Below are 18,526 nucleotides of genomic sequence, written 5' to 3'. Positions count from 1 at the left end.
GCTGCACCCTGTGCGCCCGCATCGTACCCTTCGCCTCCCGGCCATGAACGACGTCACTCCCGACCCCAGCCGCTGCCCGCTCTGCGGCCAGTCCAACCGCTGCACCCAGGCCGACCCGGCACTGGAAGGCCAGGCCTGCTGGTGTTTCAGCGAGCGCATCGAGCGCAGCGCCCTGGAGCGCATCCCGCCCGAGCTGGTCGACCGCGCCTGCCTCTGCCCGCGCTGCGCCGCCGGGCTCTCGCCGCAGCGCCAGGACCGCGACGGAAACGCCTGATGCGCCTGGACCGCTTCATCGCCAACCTGCCCCGCTTCAATCGCCAGCAGGCCCGCCAACTGCTCGCCGAAGGCCGCCTGCGCGTCGACGGCCAGGTGGTGCGCGACGGCCAGCATGAAGTCCGTGAGTTCAGCCGGGTGGAACTGGACGATGAGTTGCTGCAAGCCGGCAAGCCCGCCCGCTACTTCATGCTGCACAAGCCCACCGGCTGCGTCAGCGCCACCCGCGATGCCGAACACCGTACCGTGCTCGACCTGCTGGACGAGCCGGACAAACACGAACTGCACATCGGCGGCCGCCTGGACTACAACACCACCGGCCTCCTGCTGATCACCAACGACGGTCAGTGGTCGCGACGCATGACGCTGCCGGGGCGCAAGCTGCCCAAGGTCTACTACGTCGAGACCGAAGACCCGATCGAGGCGCACTACGCACAGACCTTCGAGCAGGGCCTGTACTTCGCCTTCGAAGACCTCACCACCCTGCCCGCGCAGCTGGAAATCCTCGCCCCGCGCGCGGCGCGCCTGACCCTGCACGAAGGCCGCTACCACCAGGTCAAGCGCATGTTCGGCCACTTCCAGAACAAGGTGACGCGCCTGCACCGCGAAAGCATGGGCAGCCTGCAACTCGACCCCGCCTTGCAGCCGGGGCAGTACCGCGCGCTGACGGCGCAGGAGATCGCCGAGCTGGGGTGAGACCACAACGCCGGTATCCCCCTGTAGGAGCGGGCCATGCCCGCGATTCGCGCGCATGGCCCGCTCCTACAAATTCACCCCGCCGCGAGACCTGTCCCACACTCCGCCAATTCCCCCCGCAAGCCGTTCAGCCCGGCGGATTGCAGCCGCCTCGGCAGCTTGGATAAGCTCCAGTCAAACCCGCGTCCCAAGGAAAGGTGATGAAGAAACTGTCGGTCGCCCTGCTGCTCGCCCTGAGCGCCAGCTTCGCCGTCGCAACGCCGAGCAAACCCTCGCCGCTGTCCGACCTGCAGGCGGCGCTGAAGACGCTCAAGCCCGGCCAGTTCCTCTGGTATCCGGAAATCTCCCCGGCCGGCCCGGTCACGCTGGTGGTCAGCCTCACCGAGCAGCGCGCCTACGTCTACCGCAACGGCATCGCCATCGGCGTAGCGACCGTCAGCACCGGCAAGAAGGGCAAGGAAACCCCCACCGGCGTATTCACCATCCTGCAGAAGAAGGTCGAGTACTACTCCGACCTCTACAACAGCGCGCCCATGCCCTACATGCAGCGCCTGACCTGGGACGGCATCGCCCTGCACGCCGGCAACCTGCCCGGCTACCCGGCCTCCCACGGCTGCATCCGGCTGCCCATGGCGTTCGCCAAGAAGCTTTATGAAGTCACCGGTTTCAGCACCACCACCGTGATCATCTCCGACGCCAAGAGCTCGCCGGTGGAGGTCTACCACCCCGGCCTGCTCGCCCCCATCGTCAGCGACGGACGCCCCGCCGGCCCGCACGACGACAGCGGCATGGTGACGCCGTTCTGGAGCGATCCGGGCGCGGAAAAAGGCCCGCTTTCCGTACTGATCAGCCGCGCCGACCGCCGAGCCTACGTCTACCGTGGCGGCCTGCAGATCGGCACCGCGCCGGTGTCCTTCGCGCATCCCGAGGAGAAGACCGGCGTCGCCGCCTTCTCGCTGATGACCAAACCGACCCAGAGCGACATCGACAGCCTGAACCCCAGCCTGCGCTGGACCACCGTGCAGGTCAGCGACCCGCAGAAGGGCCTGACGCCCGCCGAGCAACTGGGCCGGTTCAGCATGGACCGCGAGTTCCTGCGCAACCTGATGGCGAGCATGGATATCGGCAGCACGCTGATCATCACCGACCTGCCGTCCACCCGCACCATGCGCAGCAACCCGGACTTCACGGTGATCACCACCAACGACCGGCAGGCGGAACAGAAGCCGGTCAAGAACCAGCCGGTCAACTGATAACCCTGCAGCTGCGCAGCCTTCCCCGCGCCGCGCAGGTTTCCCCTCATGGCGCCGTCCGCGCGCCGTGGCGACGGGTGTCCGCTATGCTCAATAGCAAGAGGCCAGCACGGGCATCGGCGATGCGCGCTGTCCGGACCGGCGGCACTCATCCGCCGGCCACAGGGGCCGAAAAACTTCGAAACAGCAACCGTTCCAGCGATGCCATCAGGATGGCTTTCACAGCCCGGTATTCCTGAGCCAGACAGGCTTTGACAGCGTCAAGCATGCGTATTTGCCGACAGGCGGGCTAACAAATGGTTAAAAAACAACCACACCACTGGTCAAAAATCACGCACAATGCGGCGTTTCCCAGAAAAAACCATATCGATTCAACGGGAATGTCGTATTCATGCTGACTTTTTCGAAGTTGCGGGGGATCTTCCGGATCACTGTCGCCAGTGCCGCGCTATTCGCGCTCGGTAGCTGGCAGGGTGCATCCGCCGCCCGCCTGCCGACGGCCGAGGAATTGCACCGCCTCGCCCCCGCCACCGACACCGAAACGCTGCGCCTGGCGCTCAACGCCCTGCAGTGCGCCAGCACCCAGCTGGGCGGCCAGAACCAGCTGCTGACGGTGATCGACTATTCCAAGCCGTCCCGCGACAAGCGCCTGTGGGTCTTCGACCTCAAGCAGCGCAAGCTGCTGTTCGAAGAGTGGGTCGCCCACGGCAAGAAGAGTGGCGACGACATGGCCACCTCCTTCTCCAACCTCCCGGAGAGCAACCAGTCCTCCATCGGCCTCTACCAGACCGGCCAGACCTACAGCGGCAAGCACGGCCGGTCCCTGCGCCTGCTGGGCCTGGAGCCGGGCTTCAACGACAACAGCGAAGAACGCGCCATCGTCATGCACGCGGCCGCCTACGCCGACCCGAAGGTCGTCCCCGGCCTCGGCCGCCTGGGCCGCAGCCTGGGTTGCCCGGCGGTACGCCCGCAGGTGGCGCAGAAGCTGATCGACACGGTGAAGAACGGCAGCTACGTGTTCGCCTACTACCCGCAGCAGCAATGGCTGAAAACCTCGCAGTTCCTCGCCGGGCAGAGCTGCACCGTGGCGAAGAACCCGCAGATCAACCGCTACGCGCAGAACCTCGCCAAGCGTTGAGTGACGCATCCTTGCACGTACGGGACACCGACACGTTGCTCTACAACGGCTCTTCGTAGGAGCGAGCTTGCTCGCGAACGGCTCCGCAGCGGGGTTTGTTCGCGAGCAAGCTCGCTCCTACAAGAGCAACAGCCGCGCAGGGCCCAGGGGCCACGCCCTACGCCTTCACGCCCTCCAGCACCTGCAGCATCGCCTGAACGTCCACCGCATCGATCTGCTCCGGCCGCAGGAAGCGTTCGCCGTATTCCAGGTACACCCCCTGGGTCAGGAACACCCGGAACAGCTCCGCATCGATGTGCTGGTCGCGTGCCATGAAGGCCAGGATCTTCAGCGACTCCGAGAGCGTCTTCGGGGCCTTGTACGGACGGTCGGCGGCGGTCAGCGCTTCGAAGATATCGGCGATCGCCATCACCCGCTCCGGAATGCTCATCTGATCGCGCGACAGCTTGCGCGGGTAGCCGGTGCCATCCACCTTTTCGTGGTGGTTGGCAGCGATGGTCGGCACCCGGCGCAGATGCTTCGGCAAGGGCAAGGTGGTGAGCATCATCAGGGTCTGGACGATGTGCTCGTTGATCTTGAAGCGCTCTTCTTCCGTGAGCGTGCCGCGCCGAATGCCCAGGTTGTACAGCTCGCCGTAGTTGCTCGCGTACGGTGGCAGGCGCATGTCGAAGCCCCACACGTTGCGCGGATCGTCCTTGTCCACCGGCGGCTTGCGCTCGCCCCAGGGCACGCGGTGCTCGGGCTTGTCGGCGAGCAGGAATTCCTCCGCCGGCAAGGTCGGTTCCGGACGGCCCAACTTGCGCTCCAGTTCATCGCGGGAGATGCCCAGGCGATCGTCGAAGTAACGCAGCCAGCGGCGCTCACCGATGCGCTTGAGGCGCTCGATATCCTCGTCCTTCATGAACTCGCCGCCGACGTTGGCCTGGGCGACGAAGGCGTAATCCTCGCGCAGCGCCTCATGCAGCGCATCCCGCCGCGCCGCCAGCAGGCCGATGTCGTTGCCCGCCGCCATGCCGCGCCAGTAGTCCAGCTCGATATCGCGCCAGATCACCTCGAAGCGCATGCGCACCTCGTGCAGGCGGTTGTACAGCGTCTCCAGCTTGGTGGCCTTGTCCACTACGTACTCGGGGCTGGTGATCTTGCCGCAGTCGTGCAGCCAGGCGGCGATCTGGAACTCGTAGCGCTCCGCATCGCTCATGGTGAAACCGGCGTACTCGCCGTCACGGGAATCGATCACCTTCTGCAGCAGCAGGTCCGCCAGTTGCGGCACCCGCTCGCAGTGGCCGCCGGTGTAGGGACTCTTGGCATCGATCGCGTCGGCCAGCAGCTTGATGATGGCATCCAGCAGACGTTGCTGGGCCTCGATCAACTGGCGGGTCTCGATGGCCACTGCCGCGGCGCCGGAGAGTTCCTCGACGAATCGCTTGAATTGCGGGCGTGGCTGGTGGCTGAGGGCGCCCTCGCCGGCCAATTGCAGGACGAGGATGCCCAGCAGCTCATCGCTGCGATTGCGCAGCGATACCTCCATGTACTGCCCGCGCTTGCTCATCGCCTGGTCCACCCGCTCGGCCAGTTGCGCCTCGGTGAAGCCCTCGATGAGCATCGACTGCGGGTACTGCTCGCCGCTCACCGAGCAGGCCAGGCGCAGGCGGCAGCCCTCGTCGTCCAGCAGGTACACCGCGCCGCCCATCACGCTGGTGGCTTCCACCAGGCGCGAAAGCACGCCCTCGAGCATGCTCTCCAGATGCGTCTCGCGGCTCAGGGTCAGGGTGATGGCCTGGAAGTTGTGGATGGTCCGCGACATGCTGCCCATCACCTGGCTCAGGTCGCGCACCTCGGCGATCTTCGACTTGACCCCGACGGGCTGGGCGAAATCGAAGGCCGCCAGGGCTCCCACCTGGTCGGCCAATGCCGTCAGCGGACGGGCGATGCGCCGGCCCAGATGCCAACCGAGCAGTAGCAGCACCAGCAGCAACGCCGCGCTCCACAGCGCCTGGTCGAACAGCATCTGGCGCGCACCGGCCAGCAGTTCGACGGCCGGAATGGCGATCAGCACGCGCACCTCGCTGTTGGTGAAGTTCGACAGCGGCACCCAGATGCCGTACCAGGTCGCTCCGGCTGCATCGAAGGCCTGAGGCTTGCCGGCCGGTATCGAGGCGGCGTTCAGCTGGATCAGGCTGGGCACGCCCAGTTCTTCCAGGGTCGCCAGGCGCAACTCCTCGCCCTGATGGATCAACAGCCTGCTCAGGTCCGGATAGGCGATCACCACGCCCTTGCCGTCCACCACCGCCAGCTCGGTGTGGGCCGTCTGGCGCAGGTCGCCCATCTCGCCGCCAAGGTCATTGACCGAGGCGTCCATGCCGATCACCGCCGCACCATCGACGCTGCGGTGCGCCAGGGTCAGGCCGATCTCGCGGGTAGTGAAGAACACGTACGGCTGGGTCAGCACCGTCTTGCTGGTATCGAGCGCTTCCTGGTACCACGTCCGCTGCCGGGGGTCGTACTGGTAGTCCGGCCGCTCCTGCACCCGCAGCAACTGCAGGTCCTTGTCGTAGAAACGCCATTCGCCCCGCATGGCCCCCTGGTCGTCCAGGGTCAGGCTCTGCACCAGGTACATCGAATCATCCGGCGCCTGCAGGTTACGGCGCACCTCGGGCACCCGCAGCGCACGGATCAGCATGAACTCGCCGTTCGGGTAGCCGATGTAGACCGCGCTCAAGGTGCGGTTGGCGCGCAGGTTCTCCACCAGCATGGGCAGGCGCTCCAGGCGTCCCGGCAGGTTGTCGATCTGCGAGATGGAGTCATGGGTCATCAGTCGCAGCGCACTCTCAGCCGGGTCGATCAGACGGCGGATGCGCTCGTTGATGGTCGCCCCCAGCTGACTGGCTGACTCGCCCGCCGCCGTCACCAGCACGCCTTCCACGCCCCGGTAGCCCTGGATCAGCAACGCGCCCGCCAGCGCCAGCATGCTGACGATGATGGCTCCGGCCACCAGCAGCTGCAGCGGAACGCCCCGTTTGAATGCCTTCATCATCACCAGCCTCTGTCCGTTGAGCCGTAGCGATATCCGCTGTCGAGAAGTTCTGTCGCCATGGCCGGCGACGTGTTGCGTTGCATGATCCCGGCCAGGCTGCCGTCCAGCCGCATCGCCTCGATCAGACGCAGCCATGCGGCGCTCTGCGCCGGAGTGAAGCGCTTGCGCGAGAGCATCAGGTGGTGCGGCGTGGCCGGGCCTCTCATCACATCCACCACCCGGAAGCGCTCCCGCTCGCGGCGATTGGCGACGGCGCCCGCAAGGTTCAGCTCATGGCCGATCACCGCTTCCACATTGCCATTGAGCAATGCGTTGAAACGCGTCGTATCGTCGCGAAACTCCACCACCCGCCCTTCGCCCCGCAGGATGCGCAGCATGGCCTCGATATAGGGGCCATGGCGGTAGCCGGCGATCACACCGATGCGCGCGCCGGGCATGTCGTGGAAATCCTCCAGCGACTGCATCTCGCCCAACTCCACGGGCACGATTAGCTTGTTGCGCAGGTAGACGTACGGCAGCAGGTAAGTGAAGGTGCGCCGCTGCGGCGTGGCAACCCCGCTGGTGCCCATTTCCAGCTCGCCGCTTTCCAGCATCCGCCAGATCTCGTCGCGCGGCCGCACGGAAGCCTCGAACCGGCAACCACTGCGCCGCGCCAGCTCGGCGATCAGATCGGTATCGATGCCACTGCCGTCTTCATGGAAAAACACCAGGTTGCGGGTATAGGCGACGCGGATCGGAGCCTCGCAGCCATAGCGATCCGCAGACATGGCTACCGCACACAGCCAGGCAGCCGGCAAGACCTGCAGTGTGCGCAGCATGGGGGGCAGTGCCATTGACCCGCTCCGTCCGTGGTATCGGCCTTGAGAGGAGCACGTCAACGACGCTCATCTGCGGGCGGGAAGAAGTGATTAACACAAAGAGTGTAATCGCCCTTCTCCAAATCGCTGGCGAGTCACAAAGATAAATGTCATTTCGTCGGATTCCCGCCCGGCAATCGCGAACAATCGTTCACGGACGGTTGCGTCGGACAACCCCGCCTGCTTAACTCAGGCTCAAGCGTGACCGATGAGTCACACACAACGTCCAAGATCGCTTCATCGCGGCAGCCGTTCCCCAAGCCGCCCCTTCCCTGCCTGGTCAAGAGCCCTCCTTCCGCGCTGGAAACGGTGCCGGAACGATATCTTTTGGCGCTGTAACCGCTTGAAAATTAATAAAATATTAAGTTTCGCCGTGTGACACGAAGCTGTCACGTCAAGGCGCTTTCCTCTGCCTGGGTACTTTCTTCGCATCCGATCGTGGGTGCGTTCCTATGACCTGCGTCTGGAGGAAAACGACATGAGGCCGGAAACCGCCGTCGTCGAGATTCAGCAACATCGGGTACACACGGAGTTCCACGCCAACAGGGAAGCGCGCCAGACCATCATCCTGGTCAACGGCTCGCTGGCAACCACTGCCTCCTTCGCGCAAACGGTGAAATATCTGCAGCCCCACTTCAACGTGGTCTGCTACGACCAGCCTTATGCCGGCCGGTCCAAGGCGCACAACGACTGCCGCGAGCCGATCACCAAGGAGTACGAGGCCGCCCTGCTGCTGGGGCTGATCGAGCACTACCAGGCCGACATCGTGATGTCCTTCTCCTGGGGCGGCGTCGCCACCCTGCTCGCCCTGGCCCAACGTCCGGCGCGCATCAAGAAGGCGGTCATCAACTCGTTCTCGCCGCTGTTCAACGCCTCCATGCTCGACTACCTGCATCGCGGCCTGGACTACCTCTCCGCCTGCGATCGCACCAACGTCGGCAACCTGGTGAACGAGACCATCGGCCGCTACCTGCCGCAGCTGTTCAAGCGCTACAACTTCCGCCACGTCAGCAGCCTCGACGAGCACGAATACCGGCAGATGCACTTCCACATCTGCCAGGTGCTCCAGCTCAGCGCGGAAAGCTACATGGAGAACTTCTCGGCCATCGACATCCCGCTGCTGTTCCTCAACGGCGAACTGGACATCTACACCACCCCGGCCGAAGCGCGCCAGTTCCAGCAACTGATCCGCGACTGCGAATTCCGCACCATCCGCAACGTGGGTCACTTCATCGACGTGGAGCACAAGCAGGGCTGGCAGGAAACCCGGGACCACCTCCTCGCCTTCCTCCAACCCCAGCGCAAACCCATGCTCGCCCCTGCGTACCAGCCCAGCTACCAGGGCATCCCGATCGCCGCCATGGTGGGCTGATGCAGCCAGCGAAGGACACCGGGGGCCGGACACCACCCACCGCCCCCGGTTATTTTTTGCGCGCCGCACCGCACGAAAGCAGCCGCCGCGACACAGCTCGCCGCCCAAGGCTTCACTAAGCCTGCGCCTTCTGGTAAAAAGGCACCCCCAAGCGGGCGTCGTATAATGGTAATACCCTAGCTTCCCAAGCTAGAGCCGTGGGTTCGATTCCCATCGCCCGCTCCAAATCCCATGCAAAAGCCCCCGGCAGCGTTCGTTGCCGGGGGCTTTTGTTTTTCTAAGAGGCTACGTGCAGTCAGAAAAGGGAAAATAAATCTGTCCCCTTTTCGTCCGGAATTGAGTTCATCGACGGCGTAGCCTACTCACAGTCCTGGCATTGTCGGGTGACGTAACCCCCTTCCCTACCCCTTCAGAAAGTAGGAGTATCTACTAGCACAATGACATTGCAGCACTACTCAAAGGACTGAGTACAGGTGAAAGCAGACTGGGATGACGCACCGCAGCACCTCAAGCGCAAACGCCAAAGCGCTGGAAAGTGGATGGCTGCCGTTACCGCCGGAGTCGCCTTCACCGCCCTGGCCGTCTACGTGGCCGATCAAAAGCTCACGTTTCCACCTGAGCCGCCAATTGCTCAAGCGCCCCCGGCAGAAAGCTACACGCCGGAATATGAATTCAACGAGCCCACCAGCCAGCCCGCAGCGACACCGGAACAACTGTTCTGGGATGACGTAAACGAGCGCAACCGCCAACAAGCCCAACCCAAACAAACCGTCTACAACGACACTAACTACGTTCCCAAGGGGGCTACAAACGTCGTTGACATGGAGGCCGTGCGCCAATCCGAGGCGTACCGGAATCCCACCGCCGCTTCGAGTAGATCGTCCCGCAATAGCATCGAGCAATCCGGCGCATGGGTCGATAAGTGGAGCGGAGGCGCCCAATACTACGCAGAGTGGACGGTGATCAATAACTACATCGACAACACATCCGTATGCGTCAATCATAAGCGCGGATCAATAGATTACCGCGAATGTAGGAAAGGAGCGAAACAGTTCTTCAAGGAGGAATGTCGCTCTTGGGATGAAAAATGGCAAAACGACAGAAAGCTAAAAAGTTATCAACTTAGGCATCGCTTTTGCTCGGCAGCAAGCAGCTTCAGCCCTATGGGGTAAAGAACCAACAATAAGATAATGCCAAACACCGCTAGGACGCCGACTACATGTATAGAGTAAGTGTTTTCATCGACTGGGACAGTGCAGCCAGGATATCCTCTAAGGGACTCGCCATTAGAGATCCTGACGCTCCGCTAAAATCCAAAGAGACAGCGATAAGCGCCATATTCGAAGAATTACAAACGAAAACACTCACAAAACTCAACGAAATAACAAACAACAGAAGATCCACTATAGAAAAAGCGCGCATTTACCACGGCTGGCACCAGGGGACAACAGCGACAAAAGATCGAATAGCTTGGGAAAATGCGAAAAGCAAAATACGCTCATTACGGCAAGGAAATTCGATATTCATCCCAGAAATTCAATTTGGGAACGAACTAATTTGTAGAGGAACCAGAGTGCCTCTATATGATACCTTAAGACAAGATCAGGGCGGCAGAAAAAAAACCGCAAAGAAATTTCAGCAAAAGATGGTGGACACTGCACTTACCTCAGATCTTCTTTGTTATTGCCGAAGCGAAAGCAAAAATTTCAGAAGAGACTCAGAGCCCAACTCTGCAGCCATAATAATTGGTGATGATGACGATCTCCTGCCCGGAGCATTTGTAGCAGAAGCCTGGGGCATGCCAACATATATTTTTAGAGTTTCTCGAGATCATGAGAGCCGTCACATCTCATTATCTGGAATTATTCACAGGATATAAAATATGGATATCGAAGAAATCACAAACGACATTCTTGCATTTAGCGACCCATTTACCGACAGCAAGGTAAAAAATCCGGCAGGAAAGCGCAGAATAGAACTAACAAGAAATGCACGAGAACTGATATTCGAGATAGATAAAACATCAGGAAGAATCACATCCAAACACCGAAAGGCAGACTATCCAAATATAAAATCTCTTCTGGCTTCGACAGAGTTCTGCGACATAAAAAGGCTGGCCGACACCCAGCACCGATACTATTCAAGGCAAGAGTCAAGCCCCGAGATCCCTGCCGAAATAACAATAAGCAAAAAGAGAATTTCAGCAGAAGATCTAGCTGAAAGAATATCTTTTGCTGATGGAAAAATATCCTTAACCTTACTCGACGGGCCCGCTGGCGTCGGAAAAACCTATCAAATAAAAAGGCTAGCTAAAAAACAAGCAGCAAAATTCTTAATTGATAATCAATCCCCTCCAGTCTTGCATATCAGCAGCGGTGGAAGAAGGCTTTCAAACTTTCCAGACGTACTAGCCGCTACAACACAAGAAATCGGAGCATGTTTTAATGGAAAGCACGTTCCAATATTAGTTCGTCACGGCTTAATAATTGCAGCAATTGATGGTTTCGATGAACTTGTAGACGCCGATGGCTATGAAGACTCATGGAGAGCCCTTCAACATTTCCTTTCAGATGTAGGAAATGCAGGACAAATAATCCTGGCAGCAAGAGACACCTTCATCGACCAGCAAGAGCTACTCGAAAGAATAAACAAAGAAAATGGCGAAAATATCCTACTTGAACTTGGCCATATAAATCTTGTCTCCCCAGAAAGCGCAATAGAATACCTATCCAAGTCGCCATACTGGAAGCCAGACGACATAAAATCCGAAATAACCAGCGACATACTTTCAGAAGGAAGTTATGCGCTGCGACCATTCTTTCTTAACGTATTGCGAGATGCAGGCGGCTGGGAAAAGGTAAAAGACGAGGGTTTCCGATCCTATCTCGTCAACAACCTCATTCAAAGAGAGGCAAAAATAATCTCAACCGGACTAAAAGGGCTGGAGCCCCAGGACGTCATATTCCCGCTGCATCGTCTATTTCGCGAAATATCACTTGAAATGGCAATGAGAGAAAATAACCTCATTGATCTCGAGCACCTTTCTTTCATTATGTCTTACGTATTTGAAGGAGTCACAGACGAGGTTTCCATTCGCAAACTATCCCATAAGTCCGGAAGTACCTCTCTCCTTGAAATCACAGCTGAGAAAGACAAGAGAAAATTCCCCCATTCCGAAATTCAATACTACTTCTTCGCCCATGCCATCCTTGAAGGATTAGCAGGAAAAAGGATTCCTTCCGTACTGAGAAGAACAATACTAGGCAATGAGCAACTTGAAGTCTTCGCCGAAGTATTCAACTCCCAAGAAAAGCAAGCAAAAGATGCAGCAACATATCTATACTCAGAACTTAACAAGGATCTAACTGCTGACAGCCTATCTAACAACGGATCAGCAATAGTTCTCCTAGCATTCTCGCTGGGCTTACTCAACAGACTTGACTACTTGTCGGTTAATGAAGCAACTTTTGCCGCTGGTTCCCCATCAGGAACCTTAAACGACTTCTCCGCTAGTCGAATAGATGCGTGCGGAGCTGATTTGACAGATGTGGTATTTGAAAAAACAAGAATCACCACATTAGTAATTGATGACTATACGAAACTAGGGAAAAGCCACCCACAGGTCGACTCTTTAGAAATTCGCGGATCAAACCCGCGCATAGAGCGCTCACCAGAGATGATTAGCTGCGAAATGTCAAATCACAGCACTCACATCTCAGAGAACAAATATTCAAACAACCCCGCAATTAAATTACTAGAAAAACTAGCACGCCGATCAAATCGCTACTGCTATATAAGGGAAGAGGGTGACGACGAAGGCTCGTTCTTACTAAAAGATGAAAACTGGCCAACTCTCAAGCAGATACTAGAAGAGCATGATCGAATTGATATAAAAGTAAAAAAGGCCATGCATGGAAGACCTGCCCCATTATTCAGAATCAAAAACCCTATGGACCTTCTTAATCACGCCATCCCAGAAACAATAAACATATTAGATGAAATAATCAAAAAAACGACATAGTCAGTTTAAAGTAGACATCCGAACCTCTAGCAATGGAATAGCCGCTTCCGCCTGAAGCGGCTTCCATTCATGAGATCAAAGGAATTCCTTAATTCGCCCCTCAAGACTCACTAACACCAAAGAAACCTGCATTCCTGCTCTTATTCGCCAGACAAAGGCCGCCATCGTCTGTAGATTCAACCTGTCGAAGAAGTGTCGAAACCAACGAAACCAAAAGGCACGATTGGCGAAACCGGAACCACCAGAGCGCAGGCAATAGAGCGCATTGGAACGCTCTGAAACGCTGCTCTTAAGGGTTCGATTCCCTTCGCCTGCTCCAGAATTCCATGCAAAAGCCCCCGGCAGCATTCGTTGCCGGGGGCTTTTGCGTTTCTACTGGGCTCACGGACAACGACAGACTCGATCAGAGCGGCTGCCCCTCATCGTGATCATCCGCAAACCGCTTCGCCACCTGGTGAAACGCCTCATGGATATCCAGAAACGCCGCCACGATATCCGGGTCAAAGTGCGTGCCGCTGCCCTGCTGGACGATGCGCACGGCCTCTTCGTGGGGGAACGGCGGTTTGTAGACCCGCCGGGAAATCAGCGCGTCGTACACGTCGGCCAGTGCCATCAGGCGCGCTGAAACCGGAATGGCCTCGCCGGCCAGGCCTTGTGGATAACCTGAGCCGTCCCACTTTTCCTGGTGGGAGTAGGCGATTTCGCGGGCAAGGTGCAGGAAGGTGCTGGGCTCGTCCATCAGTTGCTCGGCCTTGACGATGGCGTCCCGCCCCAGCGTGGTGTGGGTCTTCATGATTTCGAATTCGTCGGGGGTCAGCTTGCCGGGCTTGAGCAGGATGGCGTCGGGCACGCCGACCTTGCCGATGTCGTGCAGCGGGGCGGATTTGAACAGCAGTTCGGTGACTTCGTCGCTCAGGAAGTCGGAGAACCTGGGGTGCGTCTGCAGCGCCTGGGCCAGTAGCTTGACGTAGTGCTGGGTGCGGCGGATGTGGTTGCCGGTTTCGTTGTCGCGGGCCTCGGCCAGTGAAGCCATGGCCATGATGGTCACGTCCTGGGTCTTCTGGATCTGCCGCGTGCGCTGGGCGACCTCGGCTTCGAGGTGCAGGTTCTGGTCCCGGAGCTGGTCGGCGGCGGCCTTGAGGGCCAGGTGGTTGCGCACCCGGGCCAGTGCGATGGGCGGCGAAATGGGCTTGGTGAGGTAGTCCACCGCGCCGCAGTCCAGGCCCATCTGTTCGGCCTCGGCATCGGTCCTGGCGGTCAGGAAGATGACGGGGATTCGCTGCAGGGCGGGGTCGGCTTTCAAGCGGCGGCAGACTTCGTAGCCGTCCATGTCGGGCATCATGATGTCGAGCAGGATCAGGTCGGGCAGCGGCAGCATGGCAGCCGCCTGCAGGGCGCGTTCGCCGTTGGTGGCGATGCGCGTGCGATAGCGTTCCTTGAGCAGGCCGGCCATGAACGCGATGTTCTGCGGCGTGTCGTCGACGATCAGGATCGTTGGCGGAGGGGCGGCATCCTGCGCGCTGCTCATGGGGTGGATTCCTCAGGGGTGATGCCAAGGGGCCGGACGGTGCGACGCAGCCGCTGCAACGCCGCATCGAAATCATAGTTGGTCACTTCCGACTCGAAGGCGGCGAAGTCGCCGTTGGCCACGAACAGTGTCTTCAGGCTCTCCAGATGGTCGAAAAGGTGATCCACCGCTTCGCCATCGGCCGATGCGAGCAATGTCGAGAGTTTGCTGGCGGCATCCATGGCATCGCCGGAGGACGCCGGCAGCGCCACGGGCTGGCCTGGGCTTTGCGGAGCAGGTCGCTTGCCGATCCAGCGCGCAACCACCTGCAGCACGATGGACGGCTCCAGCGGCTTGGTGATGTGGTCGACCATGCCGGCATCGATGCACTGGCGGTGCTCATCGGGCAGCGCATGGGCGGTCATGGCGATGATGGGCAGGCCGACGAACCGGGCATCGGCACGCACCCGGCGCGTCGCCTCGAGGCCGCCCATCTCCGGCATCTGCAGGTCCATCAGCACCACGTCATAGCCGTCCGGGCCGGCGCTGCGGAGGATTTCAAGGGCCTCGCGACCATTGCTCGCAAGCCGCACCTCGGCTCCCGCACCTTCCAGCAGTTCGCGGGCGATCTGCTGGTTGACGCCGTTGTCTTCGACCAGCAGCAGCTTGGCGCCGTCCAGGAGCTGGTGCAGGACGTTACTCGTACCAATGGCCGTAGCGGCGGGCGCACGCACCGGGAAGAGCTGGATCAGTACGTCGGCAAGCGACGATGCGCTCACGGGTTTGTACAGCAGGGCCTTGATGTTCTCCGGTTGCCCTTGGTCCCCGTCCGCGTCCTGCTCGTCCTCACCAAACGGCTGGAGCAGGATGACCGGCAGGGCGGGCGCTTCGCGGGCCAGCCTCTGCGCCGGCGCAATACCTTCCAGCGCAGGCATCCCGGTGTCCAGGAAGGCCACGCCGAAGGGATTCCGTTGCGCTGCGGATATGGCCTGCAGGGCCTCTTGCGGCGAGGAGACTGCAAGGGGATCGAGCCCCATGGTTTGCAGCATTTGCGACAGCAGCTCGCGTACCGTCGCGTTGTCGTCGATCACCAGGGCGCGCATGCCCCGGAGCGCCTCCGGCAGGGTCTGGCGCGGTTGCACGGCGCCCTCCTCCTGGACGAACCAGGCGGTGAAGCTGAACGTGCTGCCCTGGCCAGGAGTGGAGTCGACCTCGATCGTTCCCCCCATCAGGTCGACGATGCGGCGGCAGATGGCCAACCCCAGCCCCGTGCCGCCGTACTTGCGGGTCGTCGAGCCATCGGCCTGGCTGAATGCGTTGAACAGCTCGCCCGCCTGCTCGCGCGTCACGCCAATCCCGGTGTCGCTGACCTGGACCTGCAACTGCACGCGATCGCCCTCACGGCCAGCCATGCTGACCCGGACGACGATCTGCCCCTGCTCGGTGAACTTGACCGCATTGCTGAGCAGATTGGTGAGCACCTGGCCGAGCCGCAAGGGGTCGCCACGCAGCATCAGCGGAACGTCCCCGGCGATGTCGCAGAGCATCTCCAGCCCCTTGCTCGTCGCCTTCTGCGCCACCAGGGCCACGCTGCCGTCCAGTACCTGGTCCAGGCGGAACAGGGCATGCTCCAGTTCGAGCTTGCCGGCCTCGACTTTCGAGAAATCGAGAATGTCGTTGATGATCCCGAGCAGCGCCGTGCCGGCGCTGTGGATCTTGGCGATGTAGTCGCGTTGCTTGGGCGAGAGCTCGGTTTTCTGGGCCAGATGCGCCATGCCGATGATGGCGTTCATGGGCGTGCGGATTTCATGGCTCATATTGGCCAGGAACATGGATTTGGACTGGGTGGCCTCCTCCGCGGTCTGCTTGGCGATGCGCAGGTGCGTGAGCAGCCGCTCCTGCTCGTTGGTCAGCTTTTCCAGGTCTCGGGTGCGCTCCATCACTTTCGCCTCCAGGCCCCGTGTAGCCTCCAGCAGCATCACGCGCATGTGCTCCTGGGCATTGACCAGCTTGTCGATTTCACGGGTGTGGGTGGAAAACCGCACCGGCTCGTCGAGCTGCAGGCTGCCGATGCGCTCACTTTCCGCCGCCAGATGGTCCATCACGTTGGCGAAGCGCCTGGAGAATCGATGCGCCACCATGAACACCAGGCCCAGCACCGCCAGGATCATGAGCAGCATGGCCGTGGTGTGCCAGTTGGTGGTCAGGGTGAAATCGCTGCGAGGGCCGAGCGTTGCGACCTGCAAGTGCAGATCGCCGAACTGCAATGGCCGGAATCTCGCAATCCACGGCTCGGCGGCGACCTTGAAGAAAACCGGGGCATCGCTGGGGTTGCCTTGCCCGCGCCATGCTGCAAGCGCAGCGGCCAGTTTGGTCGCGCCCGCTTCGTCCGCGGACTTGGAAAGCCAATCCGCCGGGTTGCTGTCAGCAACGCCCGGCAGGAATCGTGGCGGCGCCAGCAGCCTGGCATCCTGGGTCAGCAGCGCCGCACTGCCATTGATCCCGACCTGGAGCTGCGAGGTGAAACGGGCGAGGTCATGCAGCAGCAGATCCAGCGCCACGACCCAGGTCTCGCCGGGCTGGGCTCCGTCCCAGCGCAGCGTAGCGGTGATGCCGATGTCCTTGCGCTCGAAGAAGGGGTATGGCGCGGTCCAGTGGACCTGCTTTGCCGAGGCGGCCTGCGCCTCCTTGTACCAGGGCCGGGTGCGCGCGTCATACAGGCGCACGATGCGCTCCTCGCGCAGGAGCCGGCCCTCATCGTCGTAATGGAACCAGCGCTGTACGGCGCCGTCCCTGGGGATATTGGCGACGCGCACGATCCAGCTCGCGCCCTGTTCCGACTCCGGGTTGAGTTCGATATAGCGCCCCTGCCCGTCGGCGAAGATGGCCCCCGTGAATTGGCGCTGGGCCTTCATCGCCGGGATCAGCAGAGTCGCGAAGGCATCGGGCGCCTCGGTATCCAGCACCCCGCTGCGTCCCCAGTCCCTCAGCATGCCCAACTGCTGGGTGGCCGCGCCAAACAGTTTGCCGACATCGTTTTCCACCTGCTCCGATGCCCGGGCCATGGCCGTATCGGCAAGTTCCTGCTGCGCGGGACGGGTGACGACGAGGTAGGTGGCAACGGCGAATATCGCGAAAGCCAGGACCACGATGCCAAGAATCCGGTACAGCAGGTAGTCGTGGATGGCCGGCCGACCTTTGGATCGACGGGCGCGCGCCTTCAGCCGAACGAGGATGTCCGCGAGATCCATGCACGCCCCCTTGCAACGGCTATCGAAATGCTATGAGTCATTCTGGCATGTACCGCGAAAAAAACGCATGCCATGACGTAAGCGGCATCCAGGAGGATTGCCTGGCTCCCACGCCTCAGGGCCGTGCCGGATCAGGAATCAGCGCCGCCAGCCGTGGCGAGGCCCAATCTATGAACTGCCGCACCCGCGACGACAGCAGCCGAGCGTGCGGGTACACCATCTGGATCGGAATATCCGCTAGTTCGAACGCCGGCAATACCCGCACCAGGCGACCATCGGCCAGCTCGCTGGCGATCTGGTAATGCAGCAACCGGCCGATGCCGACGCCTTGCTGGCAGGCCAGGCTGGCAACCTGGATCTGGTTGGTGGTCATGCGCGCCGGAACGGTCCGGCTCACGACAGTGTCCTGTTCGAGGAATTGCCAGTGCTTGCCCTGGGGCGCGAAGGCAACGCAGGCATGATCCTGCAGGTCCGATGGCTGCCGCGGTGTGCCTTTATCCTGCAGGTATGCCGGGCTGGCGCAATGCACCAGGCGGGTATGCCCCAGGGGCGTCGTCACCAGTGAAGAGTCCGGCAGCTGCCCGATGCGAATCGCCAGCTCGATGCCCTCCTCCAGCAGGTCGACCAGGCGATCGAGCAGGATCAGCTCGACCTGGATGGAGGGATGCAAGGCCAGGAATTCGTTGACCAGTGGCGCGACGTAGCGGCGTCCGAACTCGACCGGCGCCGTGATGCGCAGCAGGCCACCCGGGCTTTTGCGCCGTGCATCGAAGCCATGTTCGACCTCATCGAACTCCGCCAGTATCCGCCGGCTCCAGGCGAGGAACTCGGTGCCTTCGTCGGTCAGGGCCAGGCGTCGGGTCGTGCGATTGATCAGTCGTGTGCCGAGGTGCTTCTCCAGCGCCGCCAGGGTACGAACCACCGATGCCGTGGACTGCCCGGAGGCGTTCGCCGCAGCACTGAGGCTGCCGCTGTCGACAATCCGCACCAGGGTTGCCATGGCTTTCAATCGGTCCAATCTCGGGCCTCGTCTGTGCAGTAAGCGCAATAGTGTTGTCAGCTTACAGGCATTGGTGAAACCGCCGTCAATGGACACACTGGGCGCATCCAAGCCTTGCGTGATG

The 18,526-nt window shown here is 60.8% G+C and carries 13 protein-coding genes and 1 tRNA gene; 9 read left to right on the top strand and 5 right to left on the bottom strand.

What is annotated here, in order from left to right:
* Positions 1-43 precede the first annotated feature (43 nt).
* From ACQ5BL_RS00140 to ACQ5BL_RS00125, 4 genes are all read left to right on the top strand, one after another.
* Positions 44-274, top strand: coding sequence for a cysteine-rich CWC family protein (locus tag ACQ5BL_RS00140; protein ID WP_243809242.1), 231 nt, complete (start codon positions 44-46; stop codon positions 272-274).
* Positions 274-969, top strand: coding sequence for a pseudouridine synthase (locus ACQ5BL_RS00135; RefSeq protein WP_207887245.1), 696 nt, complete (start codon positions 274-276; stop codon positions 967-969). Before ACQ5BL_RS00140 ends, ACQ5BL_RS00135 begins: the two co-directional genes overlap by 1 nt.
* Positions 970-1,169: 200 nt before the next feature.
* On the top strand, positions 1,170-2,222 hold the full coding sequence (locus ACQ5BL_RS00130; protein ID WP_243809240.1) for a L,D-transpeptidase: 1,053 nt from the start codon (positions 1,170-1,172) through the stop codon (positions 2,220-2,222).
* A 391-nt stretch (positions 2,223-2,613) separates the two neighbouring features.
* Entirely contained in the window at positions 2,614-3,360 is a 747-nt protein-coding gene (locus ACQ5BL_RS00125) for a murein L,D-transpeptidase catalytic domain family protein (protein WP_243809238.1), read from the top strand.
* A 157-nt stretch (positions 3,361-3,517) separates the two neighbouring features.
* On the opposite strand, the gene ACQ5BL_RS00120 is transcribed toward ACQ5BL_RS00125, so the two are convergent.
* Together ACQ5BL_RS00120 and ACQ5BL_RS00115 are read right to left on the bottom strand one after the other, a co-directional pair.
* Positions 3,518-6,391 (bottom strand): HD domain-containing phosphohydrolase, encoded by a 2,874-nt coding sequence (locus tag ACQ5BL_RS00120; protein ID WP_243809237.1) that lies wholly within the window; start codon positions 6,389-6,391, stop codon positions 3,518-3,520.
* Positions 6,392-6,393: 2 nt separating this feature from the next.
* Positions 6,394-7,227: a substrate-binding periplasmic protein gene (locus tag ACQ5BL_RS00115; RefSeq protein ID WP_243809236.1), complete on the bottom strand. Its 834-nt coding sequence runs from the start codon at positions 7,225-7,227 to the stop codon at positions 6,394-6,396.
* A 502-nt stretch (positions 7,228-7,729) separates the two neighbouring features.
* On the opposite strand from ACQ5BL_RS00115, the gene ACQ5BL_RS00110 reads away from it, so the two are divergent.
* The 5 genes from ACQ5BL_RS00110 to ACQ5BL_RS00090 all read left to right on the top strand — a co-directional run bounded on the left by ACQ5BL_RS00110 (position 7,730) and on the right by ACQ5BL_RS00090 (position 12,644).
* Complete coding sequence (locus ACQ5BL_RS00110) at positions 7,730-8,623, top strand: alpha/beta fold hydrolase (RefSeq protein ID WP_243809235.1); 894 nt, start codon at positions 7,730-7,732, stop codon at positions 8,621-8,623.
* 151 nt (positions 8,624-8,774) lie between these two features.
* A tRNA-Gly gene (locus tag ACQ5BL_RS00105) sits at positions 8,775-8,848 on the top strand.
* Positions 8,849-9,096: 248 nt separating this feature from the next.
* Positions 9,097-9,795 carry a hypothetical protein gene (locus tag ACQ5BL_RS00100; protein ID WP_243809234.1) on the top strand — a complete coding sequence of 233 codons (699 nt, stop codon included), beginning with the start codon at positions 9,097-9,099 and terminating at the stop codon, positions 9,793-9,795.
* A 47-nt stretch (positions 9,796-9,842) separates the two neighbouring features.
* Complete coding sequence (locus ACQ5BL_RS00095; RefSeq protein ID WP_226283719.1) at positions 9,843-10,502, top strand: hypothetical protein; 660 nt, start codon at positions 9,843-9,845, stop codon at positions 10,500-10,502.
* A gap of 3 nt (positions 10,503-10,505) precedes the next feature.
* Positions 10,506-12,644 carry a hypothetical protein gene (locus ACQ5BL_RS00090; RefSeq protein WP_243809232.1) on the top strand — a complete coding sequence of 713 codons (2,139 nt, stop codon included), beginning with the start codon at positions 10,506-10,508 and terminating at the stop codon, positions 12,642-12,644.
* Positions 12,645-13,047: 403 nt separating this feature from the next.
* Here the strand turns inward: ACQ5BL_RS00090 and ACQ5BL_RS00085 are convergent, their stop codons facing one another.
* The 3 genes from ACQ5BL_RS00085 to ACQ5BL_RS00075 form a co-directional block, all read right to left on the bottom strand.
* Positions 13,048-14,172, bottom strand: a complete 1,125-nt coding sequence (locus ACQ5BL_RS00085) for an HD-GYP domain-containing protein (protein WP_243809231.1) — start codon at positions 14,170-14,172, stop codon at positions 13,048-13,050.
* The gene (locus ACQ5BL_RS00080; RefSeq protein WP_243809229.1) at positions 14,169-17,402 is read right to left on the bottom strand and encodes a response regulator; all 3,234 of its coding nucleotides are present in this window, start codon (positions 17,400-17,402) and stop codon (positions 14,169-14,171) included. The genes ACQ5BL_RS00085 and ACQ5BL_RS00080 overlap by 4 nt, the downstream gene beginning before the upstream one ends.
* Positions 17,403-17,517: 115 nt before the next feature.
* Positions 17,518-18,420, bottom strand: a complete 903-nt coding sequence (locus ACQ5BL_RS00075; RefSeq protein WP_243809226.1) for a LysR family transcriptional regulator — start codon at positions 18,418-18,420, stop codon at positions 17,518-17,520.
* Positions 18,421-18,526 lie beyond the last annotated feature (106 nt).

It is taken from the genome of Pseudomonas sp. B1-22 (assembly GCF_050474425.1).
GTDB lineage: Bacteria > Pseudomonadota > Gammaproteobacteria > Pseudomonadales > Pseudomonadaceae > Pseudomonas.
Note: the sequence above shows the minus strand (reverse complement) of the source record. Positions and strands in the feature narration are given on the sequence as shown.